Here is a 17,636-nt window from a genome sequence, read left to right on the forward strand (position 1 = left end):
CTCTTCCTCCACAAATATCGAATTTCTCTTCCTACACAACGGCACTTTTCCCATGACACTCGTATAGGTGATCGATAAAATTTCTTCATGGCAGTGGCACTGTACGAACCGACGCAGGAAGCATCCAGCTTCCTGAATGAGGTGCAATCGGCACTGCAGGACTTTGCGCAGCACTTCCGCGACGGCTGCCAACTGCTGTCCCCTCGGGAACTCGCCGAGACGACGACCGCCGTGGAGGAACTGTCCAAGACGGTTGAACAGCTCCAAATTAGCGCAGCCCATGCGCTGGACCAGCAGAAGGTGGCAACAACAGGTGAGAGCGACCACCGCTTCTCCTGGGCTGACCCGGCGTCACTGGAGCCTGACGGCGTCGAACCGGGCAAGCGCACCGAATTCCGGGACACCGCCGACTACCTTCGCGAGCGGCTGAAGATCAGCCGCAGCGAGGCACGTCGGCGGCTGCGGCTGGGTGAAAGCACCCAGCCGGCCACACTCATCACCGGCGAGCAGGCACCTCCGAAACTGCCGATGCTCGGGGCGGCGCTGGCCGGATCCCACATCAGCGGCCGTGCCGCGACCCTCATCCGCGACGCTGTGGAACGGGTCCGGCCGACCGCCCGGGCCGAAGACCTGCAGGCGATGGAGCAGATGCTCACGCGGCAGGCGGCCGAGGCGGATACGGACATCCTCGTCGAGGTCATCAAATGTTGGGAAGCCGGGCTGGACCCGGACGGCAGGGAGCCCAGCGACGAATTCCTGCGGGCCCGCCAGGGCGTCTTCATCCGAGGTCGACGAAACGGACTGCACCGGATCGAAATCGCGGCCACGGACGAGCAGTACGAATACCTGGTCACGGTCATGAACACCAGCACCAACCCGCGTTTGGGCCGGACCTTCGCACCGGAGGACGGAAACGAGGACGCGGGCCAGGCCGCTGCCATGGACAGCGACGGCGTGGTGCAGCCTGCCCCGGCCGAACCCACCCGGGCCCAGAAACTGCTCGCCGGCCTCGTCGATGCCTGCCGGATGGCCTTGGCCGCGGATAAGCTCCCGGCCACCGGAGGCCACCGTCCGCAGGTAATGGTCACCATCGACTACGAAGAGTTGAAAAAGCAGGTCGGCGGTACCGGCCAGGCTGTCTTCGGCGGGCTGACCAGCGCCGGAACGGTCCGCAGGATCGCGTGCGATGCGGACCTGATCCCCGTGGTCCTCGGCGGCCGCGGCGAGGTACTCGACGTCGGACGCGCCCAGCGGCTCTTCACTCCGGCTATGCGCCGGGCCTTGGTCGCCCGCGACGGCGGCTGCGCCTTCCCCGGCTGCACCATCCCGGCACCCTGGACCGAAGCACACCACATCATCTGGTGGGAACACGGCGGCACCACTTCCACGGACAACGGCTGCCTGCTCTGCTCCTTCCACCACCACCTCATCCACCAGGGCCACTGGCAGGTCGAATCCCGCGGCGGCATCCCTTGGTTCATCCCTCCGCCCTGGACCGACCCGGAGCGCAAGCCCCTGCGCAACCGCTACCGCCAAGCCTGCGTGTCCCAGCCAGCCGGGTCTCCGCCTGGAGCTGGCCCGTGACATGCACCGGCCCCGGTGGGAGCATGAAGAGCTATGGGCACTCCCTCGGAACCTGTCCCCCCGGCGTCCGTCGGCACAGACAGCAGGAACCCCAGCGGGAAGACTTTCTTCGGCCAGCCGCGGATGCTGGCCAACCTGTTCAGTGTCGAATTGTGGGAACGCTTTTCCTTCTACGGCATGCAGGTTGTCGTCCTGCTGTACATGTACTTCGAGGTTTCCGAGGGCGGTCTTGGCCTCGACCAAGGTGTGTCCGCCGGCATCATCGGCGCCTACGGCGGATCGGTCTACCTCTTCACGATCCTCGGCGCGTGGGTGGCCGACCGGCTGCTCGGCTCGGAGCGTGTCCTGTTCTACAGCGCCATCATCATCATGCTGGGCCACATCAGCCTGGCCTTGCTGCCTGGATTGGTGGGTTTGGCCGTCGGGTTGATCCTGGTGGGGCTGGGCAGCGGCGGTCTGAAGGCGAACGCAACAACGCTGGTCGGTTCCCTCTATGCCCCGGACGACGACCGTCGCGACGCGGGCTTCTCGATCTTCTACATGGGCATCAACATCGGCGCCCTGCTCGGCCCGCTGCTGACCGGCCTGACCCACAACCTACTGGGCTTCCACTTCGCCTTCGGACTGGCCGCCATCGGCATGGCCATCGGCCTGACCCAGTATGCGCTGACCCGCAAGAACCTGCCGGAGGATGCCCACGACGTCGCCGATCCGCTGCCTCGGCAGAAATTTCTGGTGGTCGGCCTTCTGGCGGCCGCTGCCCTGGCGGTCATCATCGCCGCCATACTGTCCGGGCTGATCACGGCGGCCAACCTGGCCACGGTGGTGGCCGTGGTGGCCATCGCCGCCGCGGTGATCTACTTCATCGTGATCCTCACCAGCAAGCACATCGACCACATCGAGCGGCGAAGGGTGCTGTCCTTCATCCCGATGTTCATCGCCAGTGCGGCATTCTTCTCTATCTTCCAGCAGCAGTTCACCGTCATCACCCTCTATTCGGACAAGCGGCTGAACCGAAGCCTGTTCGGCTGGGTGATGCCGATCGAGTGGGTGCAGTCCATCAACCCGGTCTTCATCATCCTGCTGGCTCCGGTCTTCGCCGCCCTCTGGACCCGGCTGGGCCACCGGCAGCCGATCACTCCGGTGAAGTTCGCTCTGGGCTTGGCCGTGATGGGCCTGGCGGTCCTGGCCTTCATTCCGCTGGCGGGCGGAGGTCCGAACAGCAGTCCGTTGCTGGCCATCGTCGGCATCCTGTTCCTCTTCACCGTGGCCGAACTGCTGATCTCGCCGGTGGGCCTGTCCCTATCCACCAAGCTCGCCCCGCACGCCTTCCACGCCCAGATGGTGGCCTTGAACTTCCTCTCGGTGGCACTGGGCACGGCGATGTCGGGGGTGCTTGCAGGCTTCTACAATCCGGCCAATGAGGTGCCGTATTTCGGGATCATCGGGCTGGTGGCCTTGGTCCTGGCGGCGGCGCTATTCCTGGCTGCCCGGCCAATCAAGAGCCTGATGAGCGGCGTGCGCTGACAGCTGCCTGGCGATCGGCCCGCCCGTGTCACGGAAGGGTGGCGTCCTGGTGCGCCGGCCGCCCCGGGACAGGGAAGGCCCGGGCGGCCGGCACCGGACGGAATGCTCTACCGGCCCAACCGTGCCAGCAGTGCGGCCGCCGCGGCGTTGACACCGGTAGACAGCGTCGGTTCCATCACGGGGGCGAAGTACGGCGAGTGGTTCATCGGGACCTGTCCGCCGCCCTCGAGCAGTTCCGCGGGGTGGCCGCCAAAGGTCCAGTAGACGGCGGGGACGCCGATGGCCGCGGCGAGGTGGCCGAAATCCTCGCTGCCCATGAGCGGCGGAGAAATGGTGACCGCGTCTGCGCCCAGGGCGCTGCGCAGGACCTCGGCCACGTCCTCGGCCTCGGCTGGTTCGTTGTAGCAGGCCGGGAAGGTGTAGAGCTCCTCGATCTCCGGCTCGGGAGCGCCGGAGGCGGCAGCCTCGGCGGCGATGATGCGCCGCACCGCGGCGAGCACGTGGGACCGCACGCCGTCGTCGAAGGTGCGGATATTGAGGGTGAACTCGGCGGAAGCCGGGATGATGTTCTCCTTCAGCCCGCCGTGGAAGGTGCCGATGGTGACGACGGCGGCCTGCCGCGGATCCAGCTCGCGGGAGACGATGGTCTGCAGCCGGACCACCATGTGCGCGCCCAGGACCACGGGGTCGATGGCGTCCTGCGGCTGGGAGCCGTGGGACTGCCGGCCGTGCACGGTGACCTTGAGCGAGTCGGCCATCGCCATGGCGCTGCCCACGGACAAGGACACTGTGCCGGCCAGGCCCGGCATGACGTGCTGGCCGTACACGATTTCCGGCTTCGGAGCGCGGTCCCACAACCCGTCGGCCACCATGGCGGCCGCTCCGGCGGCGGTTTCCTCGCCCGGCTGGAAGATCAGCACCAGGGTGCCGGCCCAGGCGTCCCGGGCCTGGGCGAACATCCGGGCCACCGTCAGCAGCACGGATGTATGGGTGTCATGCCCGCAGCCGTGCATGACCGGGACCTCGGTGCCGTCGGGCAGGGTGCCGGTCGCGGTGCTGGCATAGTCCAGGCCGGTGTCCTCGGCGATCGGCAGGCCGTCAGTGTCGGCGCGGAAGCCGACCACGGGCCCGCTGCCGTTGCGCAGCACCCCCACGACACCGGTTCCGCCGCACCGGAAGTTCTCGATGCCCAGGCCGTCCAGGCGCTGTTCGATCAGCTCGGCTGTGTGGTGCTCCTGCATGGACAGCTCCGGGTGGCTGTGCAGTTGCTTGTACAGCTCATGCAGGTCGGCACGCAGGTCCTCGGTCAGGGCCAGGCGGGTTGAAGTGGCGGCCGAATCGGGGTCAATGGGCGTAGTGCTGGTCATCAAAGTTCCTATCGGTTCCGGACAGTGCGGGTATCGGTTGCTTGGGGTGCTTAGTCCGCAGCGGCGGCCACAGGCTTGCGGTCACGGGCCAGCCAGGAGGCCAGGATCGTCGCGGCCACCGCGATGCCGGTGGTCACGAAGGCGATGCCGGGGGCCACCGGCAGCACCACGAACTGGATCAGCACGGCCACCGCGGCGGCGATGATCGTGACCCGCGGCTGCTTGATGGTGACAATGGACTGCACGATGACGGCGCCCATCACGGCCGGGAGGATGTAGAGGCGGGCCACGTCGATGAGTCCGGCCGGAATGATGCTGATCAGCCAAGTACCCAGGAAGCCGACGAAGATCGCCAGCGAGACCAGGTGCACGGCGGCAGCGCCGCAGATGGCGGCAACGGCGGCGAAGTCACCGCGGCGGGTACCGGGCTTGGCGCCGATCCGGTTCTGGGCAACCAGCGCCGCGGGCAGCAGCTTGCTGGAGATGTTGCCGATCATAAAGGCCTGGTACATGGCGGCCGGGCCGAGGATCGGGAAGTAGGTGGCAGGCTCGACGACCCAGATCACCGCGAACACGGCGGCCACGGCGGCGAAGGCGGTCCACAGCTGTCCGGCGCTGATCTCCAGCCCGGTGAAGAAGACCAGGTAGATCGGGCCGGCCAGGGAGATCAGCAAGCCGGCGAGCATCGTCAGGCGGCCCCAGCGGGAGGTGGTGCGGTCGAACTCGGCCAGTTCCTGCTCGGTGCCGGCCGCCGGAGCGGTGGTGGAAGTTCTGGTGGACGCGGTGGCGGAAGTGCTGATGGTGGTTTGCGACATGGTGCGTTCCTTCTCGGTGCGTTCCGGTGGGCGGCGGATCAGGCGGCGGGGGCGCCGGCGGTGTGGGCCATGAAGGCCACTGCCAGGGCCGCAACGATGGCGAACCCGAGGCCCCATTCGCGCAGCCAGGAGAGCTTCGGGCGCTTGCCGAGGAAGATGCACACGCCCATGACTGCTGCGGACGTGCCCAGTGCGAGGACGTGGATCGAGGACTTGGGCACCTCTGCGGCGCCGAGGGCCATGAAGGCCCCCAGCAGTGCCGCGCCGGGGACAATCGACATGGCTGCGGGGTTGACCTTGGCCAATTTGGTGCCGCCGCGCTTCATCAGCGGGGTCAAGATCAGCGTGGAGAGCATCCACATGGCGCCGCCGATGCTCATGGCAAAGAAGGCGATGGCGAAGATGTTCTGGGTATAGGTGGGTCCGCCGAGTTCGGCGCCGGAGGTCTTGGCGGCGATGCTGGCCGAGCCTGCGTCGTAGGCCGCGGAGCCGATCAGTCCGATGCGGGAAAGCACGGCGGGGGTCCCGAAGACGGCCAGCAGCGCGATGGCCACCATCACTACGGCGAGTGACGGGCCGATGGCGGCAACGGCGCCGGAGCGGAAGGAAACCTTCAGTTCCGACGGTGTCATGCCGGCTGCGGGGGCGGCCTTGCGTGCAGCCTTCATGTAAATCACCGACTGCAGGATGATCACCGCGAAGACGCCCGCCGCGCAGGCCCAGAGCACGGGATTGTTCGCGGCGGCGAGGATGTCCGTCGAGCCTCCGCCGGCGGCGACGGCTTGGGAAACGATAGCTGGCATTCGGTCCTCCGGTGTGGCTGCTCCGCTCGCGCGGCTGGTGATTAGGAAACACCTTGCGCCTTTCGGCCTAGATCGGGCAATAGATGCCGGAATCAGCCACAATTTTGCCGAATTTCGTCAAAACAGGATGTCCACAACCGCCGCCGTGGCCGGAATCGTCGCGCAGGTCACATTCCGTCCGGCCGGCAGTCCCCACACGTCCCGCACGCGTCCCCCGCACGTCCCGGGCACGTCCCGTGCGCTCCCGCATGTCCCGGGCGCGTCGCGCGCTCAGGCTCCGGCGGGCTTGAGCCGGCCGCCGCGCTTGCGGGCGTCCAGCAGTAGGGAGATGCTCAGCTCGGACACGTCCCCGGTCCAGGAGCTGCTGCTGGTGAAGTCGTACAGCGCGCGGGTGTTGGCCACTGTGACGTCCGCGAGGATCTGGTAGTCCCCCGCGATCGCCGCCACATAGCGGGTCTGCGGCAGCTGGGCCAGGCGCTGGCCGAGGGCCTCGGTCTTCGCCGGGGCGGTCTTGATCCAGAGCAGGGCCTCGACCGGCAGTCCCAGCGCTGCCGGTTCGACGACGGCGCGCAGGTGCACGCAGTTGGTCTCCAGCAGCCATTCGGTACGGCGCCGGACGGTGGCTTCGGAGACCCCCACCCTCCGGGCGATGGCTTCGAACGACATCCGGCCGTCTTCGCAGAGGGCATCCACGATCTGCTCGTCCAGTTTGCTTAGCGCCGGGTGTTCGCCAAACACGGCGGCATCCACGGGCGGTGCTGGCTGCAGTACAGCCCGCTGTTCCTCCGAGATGGCACCCGGCTGCCAGGCCCGCAGGGTCTTGAAGTAGCGAAGCACCGGATGGGTGACCACATGCTTCAGGCCGGCGATGCCCGGGAGCTCGTCCGCCAGCACCGAATCCAGCCGCTGCCGGTCGATGACGATCTCGGCCAGGCAGTCTCCGGTACCGGTGGTGGTATAGACGAAGGACGTATCCGGGCGCTGGGCCAGGGCGATGGCGGCGACCCGGGCGGTACCAGGGGTGCAGCGCATTTCCACCAGGACCGGGGCCGGGCGCGGGCGGATGCCGACCACGCCGACGACGCCGGATTCGAGCAGTTCGCTGCCACGGCGGGCGACGGTGCGCTCAGGTTCGCGGAGCACCGCGGCGATCTTCCGCCAAGAACCGCGCGGATCAACCTGCAGTGCGGCCACGATCTGCTGCTCCAGCGCGGTCAATTCATGCACGCGGCACCTCGCTACCCTTTCCCTGCCGTCTGCCCTGCCAGCCGCTCGTTGTGGCGCAGCAGGGTCAGCCCGCTGCGCTGCAGGTGTCCTGCATCGACTTGACGACGCTGCCGGGCACCTTGTCCCCGGCCTGGGCTACTTCCCGCCACTGGGCCACGACGTCGGAGCGGACGCCGGCGGCTTCGGCGCCGGCGAGCAGTCCGGAGATCAGTTCCTGGTCACTGGCGCTGATGGTGCCGTCCTTGACCGGCCTGCAAGCCTGGCGCATGAGCTCATCCGTGCCCGCCTTGGCGATGTCCGAAGCGGCCTGGCCTACGGCGTCCTTGCCGGCCTGGGCGATGTCCGAGGCGGCCTTGTTCGCCGCGTCCGAGGCGGCCTGCTCCACCTGGCCGCAGCCGGAAACCAGCAGCACGGCGGAGACGAGAGGGACAACGGTCAGGGCAGCAAGTCGACGGCGCATCCCTCCAGCCTACCGGCAGGCCAGGTCCGTCCGGCGCCGGCCGCAGGGTTCCTCCGGACGCGTTGCCGGCACCGCAGGCATCGGTCTGATCGTCAACACCATGTGAGCCGAAGGCCGTTCTTCCCGTCCCGGCAGGCCGGTGCCATGATGAAGCCATGAGCCCGGAATCCCTTGAACACCCGGAGCATTCGGAACAGCCGGCGCCGCAGGCCCAGGTCCTGGTCCTGATGGGCGTGACCGGCTGCGGCAAGTCCACCGTCGCCGCGCTGCTGGCCGGAGCCTTGCGCTGGGACTTCGAGGAGGGCGATGCGCTGCATCCGCGGGCCAACGTGGAGAAGATGGCCTCGGGCCACCCGCTGACGGACGAGGACCGCTGGCCGTGGCTGGAGAAGGTTGCGGCCTGGATCGAGGGCCGGCTGGATGCCGGGAAGAACGGGGTCATCACCTGCTCGTCGCTCAAGCGCTCCTACCGGGACGTCCTGAACCGCCGCGGCACCGGCGTCGTCTTCGTCTACCTCCAGGGCAGCCAGGAAACCATCGCCGCCCGGCTGGCCGTGCGCCGGGGGCATTTCATGCCTCCGGCACTGCTGGCCAGCCAGTTCGAGACGCTGGAAGAGCCGCAGCCGGACGAACCGCATCTGACCATCAACGTCGGACCCGCGCCGAAGGAGATCGCACGGGAAATCATCGATGCGCTCAAGCTGAAGGCCTGAGCCGGACCGGAGGGTACTCATGGGCACGCTGACGCAACTGGGGACCGGAGCCATGGTCCTCACCGATGCGGTCTCGGACAAAATGCACGAGCCGTGGACTCCGCACGACACGCAGGTGCTGGTTGTCGCGCTGCTGGGCATCCTCCTGGTGGTGGCGCTGATTGTCTGGGCCAAGATGCACGCGTTCCTCGCCCTGACCATCAGTGCCCTGCTGGTCGGGATTTTCTCCGGCATCCCGCTGACCGACGTGTCCAAGTCCTTCCAGACCGGGGTGGGCGGGGTGCTCGGCTATGTTGGCGTGCTGATCGCGCTGGGGGCCATGCTGGGCAAGCTGCTGGCGGACTCGGGCGGTGCCGACAAGATCGTCAATACCTTGCTGCACGGCCGGCCTGCCGTACTGCCCTGGAAGATGGCGCTGATTGCCGGAATCATCGGCATCCCGATGTTCTTCGAAGTGGGCCTGGTGCTGCTGGTGCCGGTGGTGATGCTGGCCGTCTACCGGATGCGCGGGCCGGCGATGCTGCTGGGGATTCCGGCCCTGGCCGGGCTGTCCGTGCTGCACGGCTTCGTCCCGCCGCATCCGGGCCCGGTGGCCGCGGTGGGCATCCTCAAGGCCGACATCGGCATTACGCTGGCGCTGGGCCTGCTGATCGCGATCCCGACGGTGGCCATCGCCGGTCCGCTCTTCGGCCGGCTGGCCGCGCGCTGGGTGCCGATCGGGGTGGCCGGCGCGGGCCTGGCCTTCGTGGGCGCGGCGGCCCCGGGCACGACGACGTCGGGCGACCGGGCCGGCGGCGCACCGCCGAGCGGCGGGACAGCGGCCCGTGCCGGCGGGACGGCGATGCCGGGCGGCGGCACGGCGATGCCGGGCGGCGGCACGGCGACGTCGGGCGGCGGTGCCGCCCCGACCGGAGCCACGCCGGGCAGTGCGCCGGCCGTCAGCGGAGCCCAGGACCCGGACGCCAAGCGCACGCCGTCGTTCGGCATCACGCTGGCCACGGTGCTCTCGCCCGTGATCCTGATGCTCCTGCGCGCCGCGGCGGACCTCTGGCTGGCTCCGGACAGCGTCGGCTACCAGATCCTGAACTTTATCGGCGATCCACTGGTGGCGCTGCTGATCGCCGTGCTGCTGGCCATGGTGACCCTCGGGACGTCGGTGGGTTTCGGCCCCGCCAGGCTGGCCAAGAAGATCGGCGACAGCCTGCTGCCGATCGTGGGCGTGATGCTGATCGTCGGTGCCGGCGGCGGCTTCAAACAGGTCCTGGTGGATGGCGGTGCCGCCGTCGCGATCGGCAAGCTGGCGCTCGCGATGAGCCTCAGCGCCTTGCTGCTGGGCTGGCTGGTGGCGGTCCTGATCCGGCTGGCCACGGGCTCGGCCACGGTGGCCACGGTGACGGCGGCCGGCATCGTGGCCCCGCTGGCTGCCGGGCTGACGCCGGCCCAGCTGGCGCTGGTGGTGCTGGCGGTGGGGGCGGGTTCGCTGTTCTTCTCGCATGTCAACGACGCCGGGTTCTGGCTGGTGAAGGAGTACTTCGGGCTGAGTGTCGGGCAAACCATCAAGACCTGGTCCGTGATGGAAACGGTGATCTCGGTGGTGGGGCTGGTCTTCGTGCTGCTGCTCTCGACGGTCGTGTGAGGCCATGCGCCGGGGGAACAGGCCGCTGGCCGCGTTGCTTGCCGCCTGGTGCCTGGCCCTCGGCCCGGCCGCCGCCGGGCTGCCTGCCGGCGAGGTGCCGGCGGTAGTCCCGGCCGCGTCGGTGCAGGCGGCAGCGGTGCAGGCAGCAGCGGATCCGGGCGCGCAGTTGGCGAAGCTGACGCTCGAACAGCGGGTGGGCCAGGTGCTGATGGCCGGGGTGCCGGCCGCCGGAGCGGACCAGTCGACGCTGGCGACCATCACCAAATACGAGGTCGGCAACATTTTCCTCAAGGGCCGCAGCAGCAAGGGCACGGCGGCCACCCGCGCGGTGCTGCGCCGGCTGGAGGCTACGGTCAGCGCGACGACCACCGGCGGGATCCGGCGCTTCACCGCCACCGACCAGGAGGGCGGCTACGTCCAGGTGCTCAGCGGCAAGGGATTCTCCAAGATGCCGACGGCGCTTGCGCAGGGCAGGTGGCCCGCGGCCACCATCCGGGCCAAGGCGAAGGCCTGGGCGCGGCAGCTGCGCTCGGCCGGTGTCACCGTCAATCTGGCCCCGGTGGCGGACGTGGTGCCCCAGGCCGGGGCCGCATCGAACGCCCCCATCGGCCGCTTCGAGCGGGAGTTCGGCTACACCGCCGCCAGCGTGGCCACCGACGCCACTGCCTTCGCCCGCGGCATGGCCGACGGCGGCGTGGCGCCGGTGCTCAAGCACTTTCCCGGCCTCGGCCGGGTCACCGGCAATACGGACACCGCCGTCGGGGTGACGGACACCAGGACCACGCGCACGGATGCCAACCTCAAGCCCTTCCGGAGCGGCATCCGGGCGGGCGCGCGCTGGGTGATGGTCTCCAGCGCCTATTACCGCCGGATCGATGCCAAGCGGATCGCCGCCTTCTCCCCCACGGTGCTGAAGACCATGCTGCGCAAGGACCTGGGCTTCACCGGCATCATCGTCTCGGACGACCTGTGCGACGCCGCGCAGCTCTCGCCGTGGAGCTACGCGGAGCGGGCGGTGAAGTTCTTCTCCGCCGGGGGCACCATGCTGCTGTGCGTCAACGCCAAGGCTGTCCCGGCCATGCATAAGGCTCTGGCCGCCCAAGCCAGGAAGGATCCGGCATTCCGGGCCAAGCTCAACGCCGCCGCGCTGGAGGTGCTGCAGACCAAGGCCGGGCAGTAGCCCCGCGGACCCGGCAGCGGCCGGGCGGACCATGCGGTCGGCGGAGTTGGGCTCGGGCGCTCCGCCGGTCTTCGGGGCGCTGCCGGTGAGTCGGTACCGGAGGCTACGCTTAGAGCATGCTCTCCGATGGGCACCTGAACCCGGGCGGCCGGGATGATGCCGCAGATCCGCTCCGACCCGAACGGGTGCTGACGGCTGCGGTGGAGGTGGCGGAACTGTTCTGCCTGGCGTTGGCGGACTGGCGCCGCTTCCGCCTGACGCTGGAATCCCTGGTGGCCCCGGCCTCCAGCCTGGCGCGGGGAGACTTCCACACCCCGGCCCGGATCCTGCAATCGATCCCGGCGTGGCGCGTGACGGATGTCCATTCGCCGCCGGGCAGGCCGGACGTGGCCCACGTGGATCTCGGCTCGGCCACGAACCCGCTGGCGGTCGGGGTGCTGAAGCTGGTCTGGAGCCCGCAGCTGAAGGCCTGGCTGGTGGATTCGCTGCACTGAGATTGGGACGCTCCCGCAGTGTCGGCTCCGCCGCCACAGCGGGCCCCTCGCGTCCCACTCTGAGCGCCCGCAGGAACCCTGCTGCTCTGCCGCCCGGGCCGCCGATTCCGTGACACGCCGACGCGTCGCCTAACATCATATGGTCCCCGCCGGCCATTCATGGGAAGACCCGAGACTCTCCAGCATGCGCTCCACCGAACACGCCGTGTCCAACTGGCACGCCCAGCAGGAGTTCAAGCTCGGGCCGGCGTGGAAGCTGCTCTCCGCGGCGCCCTGGGTGATCGCCTTCTTCCGGGCCGAGTTCACCCCGACCCGGCAGCGGATCCGGCTCGAGCAGTTCCATGCGGCACTGGATGCGTTCCTGAAGGAGCTGCGCCGGCAGGAGGTCCCGCTAAACGCCCAGTGGCAGGCGGCGAACTATGCCGATGCCTGGGTGCGCAGCCAGTTCCTGGCCCGGCCGATGGTGGACGGCCGGTTCGTCTACGAACCCACCGCGGCCGCTGCCCGCGTGATCACGTTCATCGACGCGCTCACCGAGCAGCGCACCAACCTCAACAGCTCGCGGCTGAACACGCTGCTGACCAGCATCGAACTGCTGGCGCATGAGACGGATCCGGACCCTGAAGCGCGGATCCGGCAGCTGGAGGCCGAAATCGCCGAACGCCGGGCGCAGATCCGCGCGCTGGAATCGGGCCAGGCGCCGGAGCTGCTCAGCCATGACTCCGCGGCCGCCGCCGCCCGCAGCGTGCTGGACCTGGCCTCCAGCCTGCCGGCTGACTTCAAGCGGATGCGCGACGGCGTGGAGCAGATGCTGCACACCATCCGGCAGGAGATCATGGAGTCCTCCGTGGCCAAGGGCGTGGCCGTGGGCCAGGTGCTCGAGGGCGACCGGCAGCTGCGCAGCACCGCCGAGGGCGAGACCTTCCGCGGCTTCACCGAGTTCCTGAACAACCCGCAGCAGCAGGCCCGGTTCCGGCAGGCCGTCACCGAGGTGCTGGAGCGGGACTTCGTCCAGGCCCTCTCCGCCGCCGAGCGCAGCACCCTGTCCAACCTGGTCCGGGAGCTGCGCCGGCAGGCCTCGGAGGTGCACGCCATCTACGGCCGGCTCTCCGAAAGCCTGCACACCTACGTCCAGAGCGACGAGTTCCGCGAATCCATGCTGCTGCGCAAGGCCATCCGCACCGCGGAACTGGCGGTGGCCCAGTCCCCCGCGCTGAAGGCCCGCACCCCGGTGGCCCGGCTGGAACTGTTCCGGCCGCGGTTCCGGACCCTAGCCGGGCTGGGCATCTTCGATCCGCAGGAACATGTGCCGCCGCCGAAGCTGGCGGATCCGCCGGCGCTGAGCGAGGCGGACATCCACCGCACGCCGAGCACACCGAAGGCGGACTTCGCCGCGCTGCGCTCCGCCGTCGCCGTCGCCCGCGCCGCGCGCGCCAAGGGTGCCGGTGGCGCGGAGACCGCGGCGCCGACGCTGGGGGACGTGCTGGCGCAGCTGCCGCCGGAGCAGCGGCACATCAACAGCATCCGCGGGCTGGTGCTCACCGCCCGCAATACCGGCCAGGAGCTGGACACCGTGCGCTACGAGGCCGTCACCTTCAGCCAGGTGGACGGCGTGGAGCGTACCGCCTACCTACCGCTGATCACCTTCACCGAGGATGTGCCATGACCACCGGCGAAACCATCGAGACCGCTGAACCCCGCGACCGGCCGGAAGACCTGCAGTCGGACGCTGCCGCCGGCTACCGCGCCGAGCGCAGCCTGTTCGACGGGGACACCGGCAGCTTCCCGCTGAAGATCCGGCAGGCGCTGGTGCGCCTGCTGCGCGGGCCCTATATCGACGGCGTGGCCGATCCACGGCTGTGGGGGCTGATCCTGGACAACCGGGAGGCGATCGCCACCTACCTGTGCGAGGTCTTCCTGGTCCTCACCATCGACCCGGAACGCAAGATCGCCATGCTCACCCCGGCCGAGGTGGATGCCCCGCACACCGCGCCGATCCAGCCGCGCAAGCCGCTGCGGCGGGAGGAAACGCTGCTGGCGCTGCGGCTGCGGCTGCTGCTGGACCGGCATGCGGGCACCGGCACCGAGGCGGTGGTCTCCCGGGCCGGCGCGCGGGAGATCCTGGCCGAGCACCGCCACCCGGGCATGGTCGACGACAAACGGCTGGAGGAGCTGACCGATTCCTCGCTAGCGCGGCTGGCGGCGCTGAAGCTGCTGCTGCCCACCGAACTGCCCGATGAGTACCGGGTCTCCAGCGCGCTGGCCCTGGCCCTGCCGTTCGACACGATCGACGAGATCCCGGCCTACCTCGACGCGCTGGACCGCACCGCGGACAGCCTCGAGGAGGAACTGCCCTTCGAGGGCCTCGGCGGGGCGGACACCGGCCCGGACGGGTCCGGCCCTGTTCCGCCCGGCACCATAGCGCCCGGCGCTGCGGGCCTTGACGCTGCAAGCTTCGACGACGGGGAGGACGAGCTGTGAGCATTGCCCTCACGCTCCCGCTGGGGGACGCCATCAATCCGGGCCAGCACCGGCTCACCGCCATCCAGGTGTTCAACTGGGGCACCTTCCACGGCCGGCACACCATGTACGTGGACCGGGCCGGCACGCTGCTGACCGGGCACCCGGGCGTGGGCAAGTCCACCCTGTTCGACGGCATCCAGCACATCTTCGCCGCCGCGCCGCGGCTGAACGAGTCCGCGCACGATGCCAGCAACCGCAAGGACCGGCGCACCACTTACAGCTACATGCGCGGGCGCAAGTTCAAGATCGCCGAGGGCACCAAGTACCAGCGCCCGGGCGCCAGCTGGTCCGCGATCGCGCTGGTGTACGACGACGGCCTGGGCCGCCAGACCTGCATCGCCGCGCTGTTCGACCTGCCGGTGAACGGGCTCGAAGGCTCGGTCGGCAAGCACTACGTGATCCATGACCGGCCGCTGGACTCCGAGGCCCTGCAGGCCCACGGCAGCCGGCGCTTCTCCCCCAGTTCGCTGCACAAGGCGCTGCCCGGCTGCGAGGCGTTCGACACGCACAAGACCTTCGCCGAGCGGTTCCGGCGCCGGCTGGGCATCGACAACGACAAGGCGTTCAGCCTGCTGCGCACGCTGCAGAACGGCAAGGGCCTGGACAAGGGCGTCAACCAGTTCTTCCGCTATGAGGTGCTGGAAATCCCCTCCACGCTCAAGGCCGCCGCCGGCGCGGTGGAGGACTTCAGCCACCTGCGCGGGATCTACCGGCAGATGGAGGACGCCCGCGGCCAGCGCGATGCCCTGGCCCGGGTACCGGAGCAGTACCGCCGCTACCGCGAGCTGCGCGAACTGCTCGGCCGCAACTCCGAGCTGGCCCGGGAGCAGCTGCCGCTGATCCGCCAGCAGCGTGCCGCCGTCCTGCTGGGCAGCGAGGTGGACCGGCTCGAAGCGGTGCGGGCCGCGACCGCGGAGCAGCTCGGCGCGGAGACCGCAGCCAAGGAAGGACTCGCTGCCCGGGTCCGGCAGCTGGAGGAGCGGCACGAGAGCCAGGGCGGCAAGGCGATCGACGCGTTGGAGCGGGACATCCGCGCCGCCCGGCTCGAGCTGGACGGGCGCGAGCGGGTGGCCCAGCGGCTGCGCAAGGACCTGGACGACGCCGGCCTGGCGCTGGACTGGTCCGCCGAGGGCCTGGCCCGGGCCCGCCGCGAGGCGGCCGACGCCGTCGGACGCCTCGCCGAGGAAGCCGCCGCGGCCCGCAGCCTCGAATACGAGGCCGTGGCCGCCAGCATGAATGCCCGCAAGCAGGAGCAGAAGCTGCGGGCCGAGATCGAGTCCTACGCACGCCGCGGCAGCAATATCGACGGCGCCAGCGCCGCCGCCCGGCGCGAAATCAGCGCCGCCACCGGGATCGACGCCGAGGACATGCCGTTCGCCGGGGAACTGGCCGACATTGCGCCCGAGAACCTGCCCTGGCGGCCGGCCGCGGAAAAGGCCCTGCGAACGCTGGCCACCACGCTGCTGATCCGTCCCGAGCACCTGCGCGCCGTCACCGCCGCCATTGACGGGCTGGACGGCTACGGCAAGCTGCGCTGGGTCAACATCGGCAACCCCGGTGCCGGGAAGAAGCGTGCCGAGGCCGGGGAATCGGACCTGGTCACCAAGTTGGAGTTCAAGAACTCCGAGGCCGGGCACTGGCTGCGGGCCAAGATCACCGCCGACTACGCCTTCACCTGCGTGGACTCGGACGCACAGCTGCACGGACACGACCGGGCCATCAGCCTGGCCGGCACGATCAAGCTCAACGCCGGCACCTTCGAGCGCGACACCCGCCGGGTCAGCCCCGGGGACTACCTGCTCGGCTTCAGCAATACCGAGAAGATCGCCCAGCTCGAGGCCCAGGCGGACCGGATCCGGGCCGAACACGAACAGGCCAGTGAACTGGCGGACGAACGCAGCAAGGCCAAGGACATGCTCGCCGGCCGGCTGGACGCACTGCACCGGGTCGCCGCCGATACCCGGCCCTTCGCCGAACTGGATTCGGCGCCCCAGCGCAACGCCGTCGACCAGCTGGAGCAGCAGCTGCGCCAGCTGATGGAGAACAGCGCCACGCTGGCGCAGATCCGCGGCGAGCTCGAGACCGCCAAGTCCTCGCTGGAAGCGGCGGTGGGCCGGCTGGCGGTGCTGCGTAACGACCTCGAGGCCGCGGACCGGCAGGCGGCCAAGCTGGCCGCAGAGCTGGCCGCCACCCAGCGGCGCACGGCCGAGAACCCGCCGGCCGAATGGGCGGTGGAAGCGCTGGCGGAGTTCCTCGGCGCGGAGACCGGCGACGGCGAGGCCGCTGCGCTGGAGCGGCTGGAGTCGGCGTTCCATACCGCCCAGCTGAAGCTGGGCGAGGCCGCGGCGGAGCTGAAGGACGAGCTGCACCGGACCGAGACCGCGCTGACCGACACCTTCAAGTTTTTCGCCCGGGACTGGGGCCCGCAGCTGAACGCCTCCTTCGGCACCGGCGTCGAAAGCGCCCCGCACTACGAGGCGCTCTACCGCAGCATCATCGACGAGGGCCTGCCGCAGCGCGAGGACGAGTTCCGCGAGTACTTCAACAACCGCTCCTACGAGCGATTCTCCGACCTGCTGCAGCTGCTGGAGGAGGAACGGCGGGCCATCGAGGAGCGCATCCTGCCGCTGAACCAGATCCTGGACGAAGTCCCGTTCGACAACGGCAGCCGGCTGCGCCTGGAGGTCAAGACCACGGTTCCGGAGGAGGCCCGCGCCTTCCGGAACAACCTCAAGAACGCCCTGGGCAACGCCTACGTGAAGCAGACCGCCGAGCAGATGTCGGCCAGCTACAAGGCGCTCGAGCGGCTGGTGGACGACCTGAACGACCAGTCCAAGCTGCCGTGGCGCAACACGGTGCTGGACGTGCGCCAGCACGTGACGATCAGCTGCAACGAGCACCGGCCCAACGGCGAGGTGGAACCCGGGCTGGAACCGGGCACGCTTTCCGGTGGCGAGGGCCAGCGCTTTACCTCCTTCATCATGGGGGCGGCGCTGGCCTACCAGCTCGGCTTCGAGACGCAGGGCTTCTCCACCTACGGCACGGTGATGATCGATGAGGCGTTCATCCAGGCCAACTCGGAGTACGCCGGGGCGGGCATCAACGCGCTGCAGGAATTCGGCTTCCAGCTGCTGCTGGCGGCCCCGGAGGACAAGGTGGACCTGGCCCGGCATCTGGGCTCGATCACGGACATCATCAAGCACCCGGATTCGAATGTCTCCGGTTTCGTGGAGAGCGGCATCTCCCCCGCGACCGCCACCGAGATCGTGCTGCGCTAGATCCCTGCCGGCACAGCAGATCGTGTCCC

General features: G+C 69.4%; 14 protein-coding genes. 9 read left to right on the top strand and 5 right to left on the bottom strand.

Annotated elements, in window-relative coordinates:
- Positions 1-87 precede the first annotated feature (87 nt).
- Both LVY72_RS03090 and LVY72_RS03095 read left to right on the top strand, forming a co-directional pair.
- The gene (locus tag LVY72_RS03090; protein ID WP_237817978.1) at positions 88-1,584 is read left to right on the top strand and encodes an HNH endonuclease signature motif containing protein; all 1,497 of its coding nucleotides are present in this window, start codon (positions 88-90) and stop codon (positions 1,582-1,584) included.
- 33 nt (positions 1,585-1,617) lie between these two features.
- Positions 1,618-3,111, top strand: coding sequence for a peptide MFS transporter (locus tag LVY72_RS03095; protein WP_237817979.1), 1,494 nt, complete (start codon positions 1,618-1,620; stop codon positions 3,109-3,111).
- A gap of 107 nt (positions 3,112-3,218) precedes the next feature.
- On the opposite strand, the gene LVY72_RS03100 is transcribed toward LVY72_RS03095, so the two are convergent.
- The 5 genes from LVY72_RS03100 to LVY72_RS03120 form a co-directional block, all read right to left on the bottom strand.
- The gene (locus tag LVY72_RS03100) at positions 3,219-4,478 is read right to left on the bottom strand and encodes an amidohydrolase (RefSeq protein ID WP_237817980.1); all 1,260 of its coding nucleotides are present in this window, start codon (positions 4,476-4,478) and stop codon (positions 3,219-3,221) included.
- Positions 4,479-4,528: 50 nt separating this feature from the next.
- Entirely contained in the window at positions 4,529-5,293 is a 765-nt protein-coding gene (locus tag LVY72_RS03105; RefSeq protein WP_237817981.1) for a hypothetical protein, read from the bottom strand.
- Positions 5,294-5,331: 38 nt separating this feature from the next.
- A complete protein-coding gene (locus tag LVY72_RS03110; RefSeq protein ID WP_237817982.1) occupies positions 5,332-6,096 on the bottom strand; it encodes a DUF5058 family protein in 765 nt (254 codons plus the stop codon).
- 270 nt (positions 6,097-6,366) lie between these two features.
- Positions 6,367-7,323 (bottom strand): Lrp/AsnC family transcriptional regulator, encoded by a 957-nt coding sequence (locus tag LVY72_RS03115; RefSeq protein ID WP_237817983.1) that lies wholly within the window; start codon positions 7,321-7,323, stop codon positions 6,367-6,369.
- A 64-nt stretch (positions 7,324-7,387) separates the two neighbouring features.
- Entirely contained in the window at positions 7,388-7,783 is a 396-nt protein-coding gene (locus tag LVY72_RS03120) for a hypothetical protein (protein ID WP_237817984.1), read from the bottom strand.
- 155 nt (positions 7,784-7,938) lie between these two features.
- Here LVY72_RS03120 and LVY72_RS03125 point away from each other — a divergent pair, with 155 nt between their 5' ends.
- From LVY72_RS03125 to LVY72_RS03155, 7 genes are all read left to right on the top strand, one after another.
- Entirely contained in the window at positions 7,939-8,496 is a 558-nt protein-coding gene (locus LVY72_RS03125; RefSeq protein ID WP_237817985.1) for a gluconokinase, read from the top strand.
- A gap of 19 nt (positions 8,497-8,515) precedes the next feature.
- Positions 8,516-10,132 carry a GntT/GntP/DsdX family permease gene (locus tag LVY72_RS03130; RefSeq protein ID WP_237817986.1) on the top strand — a complete coding sequence of 539 codons (1,617 nt, stop codon included), beginning with the start codon at positions 8,516-8,518 and terminating at the stop codon, positions 10,130-10,132.
- A 4-nt stretch (positions 10,133-10,136) separates the two neighbouring features.
- Positions 10,137-11,312: a glycoside hydrolase family 3 N-terminal domain-containing protein gene (locus LVY72_RS03135; protein WP_237817987.1), complete on the top strand. Its 1,176-nt coding sequence runs from the start codon at positions 10,137-10,139 to the stop codon at positions 11,310-11,312.
- A gap of 116 nt (positions 11,313-11,428) precedes the next feature.
- Positions 11,429-11,806, top strand: a complete 378-nt coding sequence (locus LVY72_RS03140) for a hypothetical protein (RefSeq protein WP_237817988.1) — start codon at positions 11,429-11,431, stop codon at positions 11,804-11,806.
- 184 nt (positions 11,807-11,990) lie between these two features.
- Positions 11,991-13,472, top strand: a complete 1,482-nt coding sequence (locus LVY72_RS03145) for a DUF3375 domain-containing protein (RefSeq protein WP_237817989.1) — start codon at positions 11,991-11,993, stop codon at positions 13,470-13,472.
- Entirely contained in the window at positions 13,469-14,287 is an 819-nt protein-coding gene (locus LVY72_RS03150) for a DUF4194 domain-containing protein (protein WP_237817990.1), read from the top strand. Before LVY72_RS03145 ends, LVY72_RS03150 begins: the two co-directional genes overlap by 4 nt.
- On the top strand, positions 14,284-17,607 hold the full coding sequence (locus tag LVY72_RS03155; protein ID WP_237817991.1) for an ATP-binding protein: 3,324 nt from the start codon (positions 14,284-14,286) through the stop codon (positions 17,605-17,607). The genes LVY72_RS03150 and LVY72_RS03155 overlap by 4 nt, the downstream gene beginning before the upstream one ends.
- Positions 17,608-17,636: the final 29 nt, after the last annotated feature.

Origin of the sequence: Arthrobacter hankyongi, from assembly GCF_022012395.1 — a bacterium.
GTDB lineage: Bacteria > Actinomycetota > Actinomycetes > Actinomycetales > Micrococcaceae > Crystallibacter > Crystallibacter hankyongi.

Excerpts from the sequence above, each read along its gene's own strand:
- LVY72_RS03090 (WP_237817978.1), top strand. The coding sequence starts at position 88 with ATGGCAGTGGCACTGTACGAACCGACGCAGGAAGCATCCAGCTTCCTG.
- LVY72_RS03095 (WP_237817979.1), top strand. The coding sequence starts at position 1,618 with ATGGGCACTCCCTCGGAACCTGTCCCCCCGGCGTCCGTCGGCACAGAC.
- LVY72_RS03100 (WP_237817980.1), bottom strand. The coding sequence starts at position 4,478 with ATGACCAGCACTACGCCCATTGACCCCGATTCGGCCGCCACTTCAACC.
- LVY72_RS03105 (WP_237817981.1), bottom strand. The coding sequence starts at position 5,293 with ATGTCGCAAACCACCATCAGCACTTCCGCCACCGCGTCCACCAGAACT.
- LVY72_RS03110 (WP_237817982.1), bottom strand. The coding sequence starts at position 6,096 with ATGCCAGCTATCGTTTCCCAAGCCGTCGCCGCCGGCGGAGGCTCGACG.
- LVY72_RS03120 (WP_237817984.1), bottom strand. The coding sequence starts at position 7,783 with ATGCGCCGTCGACTTGCTGCCCTGACCGTTGTCCCTCTCGTCTCCGCC.
- LVY72_RS03125 (WP_237817985.1), top strand. The coding sequence starts at position 7,939 with ATGAGCCCGGAATCCCTTGAACACCCGGAGCATTCGGAACAGCCGGCG.
- LVY72_RS03130 (WP_237817986.1), top strand. The coding sequence starts at position 8,516 with ATGGGCACGCTGACGCAACTGGGGACCGGAGCCATGGTCCTCACCGAT.
- LVY72_RS03135 (WP_237817987.1), top strand. The coding sequence starts at position 10,137 with ATGCGCCGGGGGAACAGGCCGCTGGCCGCGTTGCTTGCCGCCTGGTGC.
- LVY72_RS03140 (WP_237817988.1), top strand. The coding sequence starts at position 11,429 with ATGCTCTCCGATGGGCACCTGAACCCGGGCGGCCGGGATGATGCCGCA.
- LVY72_RS03145 (WP_237817989.1), top strand. The coding sequence starts at position 11,991 with ATGCGCTCCACCGAACACGCCGTGTCCAACTGGCACGCCCAGCAGGAG.
- LVY72_RS03150 (WP_237817990.1), top strand. The coding sequence starts at position 13,469 with ATGACCACCGGCGAAACCATCGAGACCGCTGAACCCCGCGACCGGCCG.